At 67.4% G+C, this 5,274-nt stretch carries 8 protein-coding genes; all 8 read left to right on the plus strand.

Going from position 1 to position 5,274, the window contains the following annotated elements; genetic code table 11:
- On the plus strand, nucleotides 1–185 hold a 185-nt coding region (locus FVW27_RS07215), incomplete at its 5' end, for a helix-turn-helix domain-containing protein (RefSeq protein WP_279586612.1).
- 1 nt (nucleotide 186) lies between these two features.
- Nucleotides 187–534 carry a NifB/NifX family molybdenum-iron cluster-binding protein gene (locus tag FVW27_RS07220; RefSeq protein ID WP_167123943.1) on the plus strand — a complete coding sequence of 116 codons (348 nt, stop codon included), beginning with the start codon at nucleotides 187–189 and terminating at the stop codon, nucleotides 532–534.
- On the plus strand, nucleotides 531–2,261 hold the full coding sequence (locus FVW27_RS07225; protein ID WP_167123945.1) for a sensor histidine kinase: 1,731 nt from the start codon (nucleotides 531–533) through the stop codon (nucleotides 2,259–2,261). The genes FVW27_RS07220 and FVW27_RS07225 overlap by 4 nt, the downstream gene beginning before the upstream one ends.
- Before the next feature lie 2 nt (nucleotides 2,262–2,263).
- Nucleotides 2,264–2,653, plus strand: coding sequence for a response regulator (locus FVW27_RS07230; protein ID WP_167123947.1), 390 nt, complete (start codon nucleotides 2,264–2,266; stop codon nucleotides 2,651–2,653).
- A 47-nt stretch (nucleotides 2,654–2,700) separates the two neighbouring features.
- Complete coding sequence (locus tag FVW27_RS07235) at nucleotides 2,701–3,513, plus strand: HAMP domain-containing histidine kinase (RefSeq protein WP_167123949.1); 813 nt, start codon at nucleotides 2,701–2,703, stop codon at nucleotides 3,511–3,513.
- Between the two features lie 125 nt (nucleotides 3,514–3,638).
- A complete protein-coding gene (locus FVW27_RS07240; RefSeq protein ID WP_167123951.1) occupies nucleotides 3,639–3,929 on the plus strand; it encodes a hypothetical protein in 291 nt (96 codons plus the stop codon).
- Nucleotides 3,930–4,015: 86 nt separating this feature from the next.
- Nucleotides 4,016–4,471 carry a response regulator gene (locus tag FVW27_RS07245; protein ID WP_167123952.1) on the plus strand — a complete coding sequence of 152 codons (456 nt, stop codon included), beginning with the start codon at nucleotides 4,016–4,018 and terminating at the stop codon, nucleotides 4,469–4,471.
- A gap of 86 nt (nucleotides 4,472–4,557) precedes the next feature.
- Nucleotides 4,558–5,274 (plus strand): response regulator (locus FVW27_RS07250; RefSeq protein WP_243838272.1); only part of this gene is annotated, 717 nt, incomplete at its 3' end.

The raw sequence follows: 5,274 nt of genomic DNA on the forward strand, positions 1-5,274 counted from the left end.
CCGCCCAGGCCGCCCCCGGCGACGGCGGCGAACACCTGGCCCGCACCAGCGTCAGCGACCTGGAGCGCCGCCTTATCGCCGACGCCCTGCAACGCACCGGCAACCGCCGGGGCGAGGCAGCCGAACTTCTGGGCTGGGGCCGTTCCACCCTGTGGCGCAAGATGAAACAGTACGGGATGTGCTGATATGCCCGCCACCCTGCTCATACCCCTGTACCGTGACGAGATAGCCCCCCGCTTCGACCTGGCGGGCGAGGCCCTGCTGGTGCACCTGGACGCCGACGGCGCCGAGCTTTCCCGTTCCAGCGTGCTGCTGGCCCACGCCTCGTCCGAGGAATTGTGCCGCATCGCGCTGGAAGAAAAGGTGCGCGCGGTGATCTGCAACGGCATCGACGACGAGTTCTGGCAGTATCTGCGCTGGAAGCGCATCGAGGTCATCGACAACGTCATGGGTCCGGTGGACGAGGCCATTGCCCGGTTCCGCGCCGACGTGCTGCGCCCCGGCGACATCCTGTTCCACAGGAGCAACGCATGAGCCGCCTGGAACGTTTCCGCAGCCTGTTCCGCACCGCGCTGGACGTGCCGGAAGAAATCGCGCCGGAACGCTACCAGGCCCTGCGCCGCAAGATCACCCTGCTGCTGACCACCGCCGCCGTGGTGCCGCTGCTCATCCTGTCGGTGATCAACTACCACCAGTACCGCGCCACCCTGACCCGCGAAATCGTCACCCCGGTGCGCGGGCTGGTGAACAAGACCCGTCATTCCTTCGAACTGTTCCTTGCCGAGCGCGCCTCCACCGTCAGTCTCATCTCGCAGGTGTACACCCCGGCGGAACTGGCGGACGAACGCAACCTGAACCGCATCTTCCGCGCGGTGAAGGGCGAATTTCCCGGCTTCATCGATCTTGGGCTCATCGACGAGAACGGCGTGCACGCCAGCTACGTGGGGCCGTACAACCTGAAGGGCAAGGACTACTCCAGCGCCGACTGGTACCAGCAGACCCGGGTCAAGGGCGTGTACGTCAGCGACGTGTTCATGGGCTTCCGGCGCTTTCCGCACATCGTCATCGCCGTGCAGCGCATGACCGACGACGGCCACTCGTGGGTGCTGCGCGCCACCATCGACACCGGGCAGTTCGACCGGCTCATCGCTTCCATGGGGCTGGAGCCGGAAAGCGACGCCTTCCTGGTGAACACCGCCGGGGTGCTCCAGACCGCATCGCGCTTCTACGGCGCCGTGCTGGACCAGCTGCCCCTGCCCATGCCGCCCATGACCTATGAAACGGCCACGCTGGAAACCACCGACCCGGCCGGGCGCGACGTGTTCATCACCTACACCTACTTCCAGCACGCCGACTTCGTGCTGATGGCGGTGAAGCCCCGCGCCGACATCTTCAAGCCGTGGACCACCCTGCGCAGCGACCTGATACTGCTGTTCGTCACCAGCGTGGCGCTTATCCTGTCCGTGGCCTTCGGCCTGACCGACCTGCTGGTGCGGCGCATGCGCGCCAGCGACGAGCGACGCATCGCCGCCTTCGTGCAGATGGAACACACCCAGAAGCTGTCCTCCATCGGGCGCCTGGCCGCCGGGGTGGCGCACGAGATCAACAACCCGCTGGCGATCATCAACGAAAAGGCGGGCCTGGCCTCCGATCTCATGGAACTGGCCAAGGACTTTCCGGAACGCGACCGCTTCCGCGCGCTGGTGGACGCCATCCTGCGCTCGGTGGAACGCTGCCGCTCCATCACCCACCGGTTGCTGGGCTTTTCGCGCCGGATGGACGTGAACATCGAGCAGCTCGACGTCAACGACGTGCTCAAGGAAACCATGAGCTTCCTGGAGCAGGAGGCCCTGCACAGGTCCATCACCACCTCGGTCAGCCTGGACCAGGCCATGCCGCGCATCGCGTCGGACCGGGGCCAGTTGCAGCAGGTGTTCCTGAACATCCTGAACAACGCCTTCGCCGCCGTGCCGGACGGCGGTTCCGTGACGCTGGCCACCTGGCTGCGCGACCCGGACACCGTGGGCGTGTCCATCAAGGACAACGGCAAGGGCATGTCCGACGAGGTGCTTCGCCACATCTTCGAGCCGTTCTTCACCACCAAGAAGACCTCGGGCACCGGCCTTGGCATGTTCATAACCTACGGCATCATCAGGCGCCTTGGCGGCGACATCGCGGTGCAGAGCAAGGAGGGCGCGGGTACCACCGTGACCGTCTTCCTGCCCGTGAAGGCCGCGCCAACGGCAACCCTCGGGAGCTAAGCATGCAGGAACTGAAGGTTCTGCTCGTGGACGACGAGGAGGAGTTCGTCACAACCCTGGCCGAACGGCTGTCGCTGCGCGGCATGGCAACGCGCATCGCCACCGACGGCGAGCAGGCCCTGCGCGCCGTGGAGGCGGACCCGCCCCACGTGGTGGTGCTGGACCTGATGATGCCCGGCATCAAGGGCACCGAGGCACTGCGCCGCATCAAGGCCGGACACCCCACCGTGCAGGTCATCCTGCTGACCGGGCACGGCAGCGCGCGCGACGGCATCGAGGGCATGAAGCTGGGCGCCTTCGACTACCTGATGAAGCCCCTGCGGCTGGAAGACCTGCTGGAAAAGCTGCACGAAGCTGGCAGGCTGGCGCAGGCCGCGCAGGGCAACAGTTAGCCCCTGGTACGTGTCTCCGGCACAACGTACCGTACAGGAAACACGGCATGGCACACGACGATACCATCCACATGGCTGCCCCCGCCGCGACCTCCGCGCCCCCCGCGCCCCCCGCGCCCCCCGCAACGGGCGCAACGGGCGCAACGGGTGGGGATGACGCCGCCCACGAATGCGTGGGCCGCCTTGCGGCATCGGCCACGCACGAATTGCAGAACGCCCTGGCGGTGATCCGCGAATCCGCCGGGTTGATGCAGGACCTCGTGTCCCTGTGCGGCGAAGGGCTGCCCCACCGCGACCGGCTGTGCACCATGCTTTCGCTGATTCAGGAACAGGTGGCGCGCGGGGGGGACCTTGCGTGGAACCTGAACCGCCTGGCCCACGCCTGGGAAGAGGACGGCGAGGCCGCCCGCGACCTTGGCGCGGTGCTGGAGGAATTCGTGGCCCTGGCCCGGCGCGGCTGCGCCATGCGCGGGGTGGAGCTTTCGCAGGGTGATGGCCCGGCGGTACGCGTAAACGCCCCCGGCCTGTCCCTGCGCGCCAGCCTGCTGCGCGCCGTGCGCTGCTGCCTGGGCGAAGGCCTGGCCGACGGAACGGCGGGTGTCATGTCGGGCGAATCCGCCCAGAGTGCCCGCCCCGCCACAGGCGGTGCACTTGTGCTGCGCGCGGCCCTGCGCGACGGGGTGCCCGGCGTGGAACTGGACTTCACCCCGCCCGGGGCGCGGGCCGCTTCCGGCGCCACCGAGCTTTCCACGGCCAGTGCCGACATAGCGCGATGCATGCAGGCGTGCGGGGCAGAAGTACGGCAGGCGAAAGCCGCGCAACTGCACTTCTTTCTGCCTTGCCCCAACTGCACCGCCTGATGCGGCGCCGTATTTTCCGCTTTCGTGTTGCAACGGTTTCAGCTACGATATAGCCAACTGCTCTCCTGAAACACTTGTCTCACGCGACGGCAACATTCTGCCGCCACGGCACAACGGAGGAACGTATGGCAACACTTCGTGAAACGCTGGAACGCTGCTTCGCAGCCGTGGCCTTCGCCGATGCGGCGGACCACGGCGAGGCCATGCGCATGGCGGGCGTCACCGCCACCCCCGCATGCGCCGGGCGGCTTGAGGATGTCTTCGCGGCGGTGGCCTTCGCAGAGGCCGACTGCCACGACGTGGCCCTGGAGATGATGGGATGCGTGCGCCCCGCGCGCCGGGTCATCCACAACAGCTTCCTGGATAACGTGGGTCTGGGCGACGTGGCCGTGTGCTACGGAGTCGTGCCCATCTAGAACACAAAGATGCACCGCGCGGCGGCTTCGCCACCGCCGCGCGGGTTTGCGGACCGAGTTTCACCCGAACCCGAAGGAGAGCAGTCATGAAGGGTATCAAGGTATTGCTGGTGGACGACGAGGAAAATTTCGTCCGCACGCTGGCCGAACGCATGTCCATGCGCGACGCCGGGGCCACCGTTGCCCTGAACGGTGAAGAAGCCCTGCAGATGGTGTCCGCCGGCGAGGTGCCCGACGTCATGGTCCTTGACCTGCGCATGCCCGGCATCGACGGCATGGAAGTGCTGCGCCGCGTCAAGAAGGCCTACCCGCAGGTGCAGGTCATCGTGCTGACCGGCCACGGCACCGAAAAGGACGAAGAAGAAGCCCGCCGTCTGGGCGCCTTCGAGTACCACAAGAAGCCCGTGGACATCGACATCCTGGTGCGCGACATCCGCCGCGCCTTCCGCGAAAAGGTCGAGGACGCCATGGTGGCCGCCACCTTCGCGCAGGCAGGCGAATTCGACAACGCCCGCGAAATCCTGGACGAAGACAAAAAGTAGCGGCGGGCCGCACCCGCCTGGGGTCTCCGGTGGCCGGGCATCCGCTGGGGTGGCCGGGCTGAATGCCGGGGATATCCGAGGGAAGCATGATGCGCGCCCTGCTCGTGGATGACGAGACGGCATTCGCCGAACTGCTGGCCGAACGGTTGCGTGCGCGCGGCATTGCCGTGCGCACCGCCTATGACGCCGAATCCGCCCTGGCGTTGCTGGACGCCGGGGAGGAATTCGATGTGGCCGTGCTGGACGTGTGCCTGCCCGGAGCCAGCGGCATAGACCTGTTGCGGCGCATGAAGGCGCGCCTGCCGCTGGTCGAGGCACTGATGCTGACCGGCTCGTCCGACGTGCGCAACGCCGTTGAGGGCATGCGCCACGGGGCGTTCAACTACCTGCTGAAGCCCGCCGACATCGACGATCTGGTGCGCGAGTTGCGCGCCGCCCACGAGCGCAAGCTGCGCCAGGAGGAAAACGCCCGCATGATCGAGGCGGGCAAGCTGGCCTCCATCGGCCGGCTGGCCGAGGGCGTGGCGCACGAGATCAACAACCCCGTGAACATCATGACCAACGCGGCGGGCTGGATAGAGGACCTGCTGGACGAGCCGGACCTTGCATCCAGCCCGCACGCGGCGGAAATGCGCCGTTCCGTGGTCAAGATCAAGGCCCAGAGCCGCCGCGTGCGCGAGATAACCCGCAAGCTGCTGTTCTTCGGCAAGGGGCTGGACCCGCGTCCCGGCCCGGTGCGCATGGCCGACCTGCTGGGCGAGGCCCTGCGCCTGCTGGCCGACCGCGCCGCCGACCTGGGGGTG

This window comes from Nitratidesulfovibrio liaohensis (assembly GCF_011682075.1).
GTDB lineage: Bacteria > Desulfobacterota > Desulfovibrionia > Desulfovibrionales > Desulfovibrionaceae > Cupidesulfovibrio > Cupidesulfovibrio liaohensis.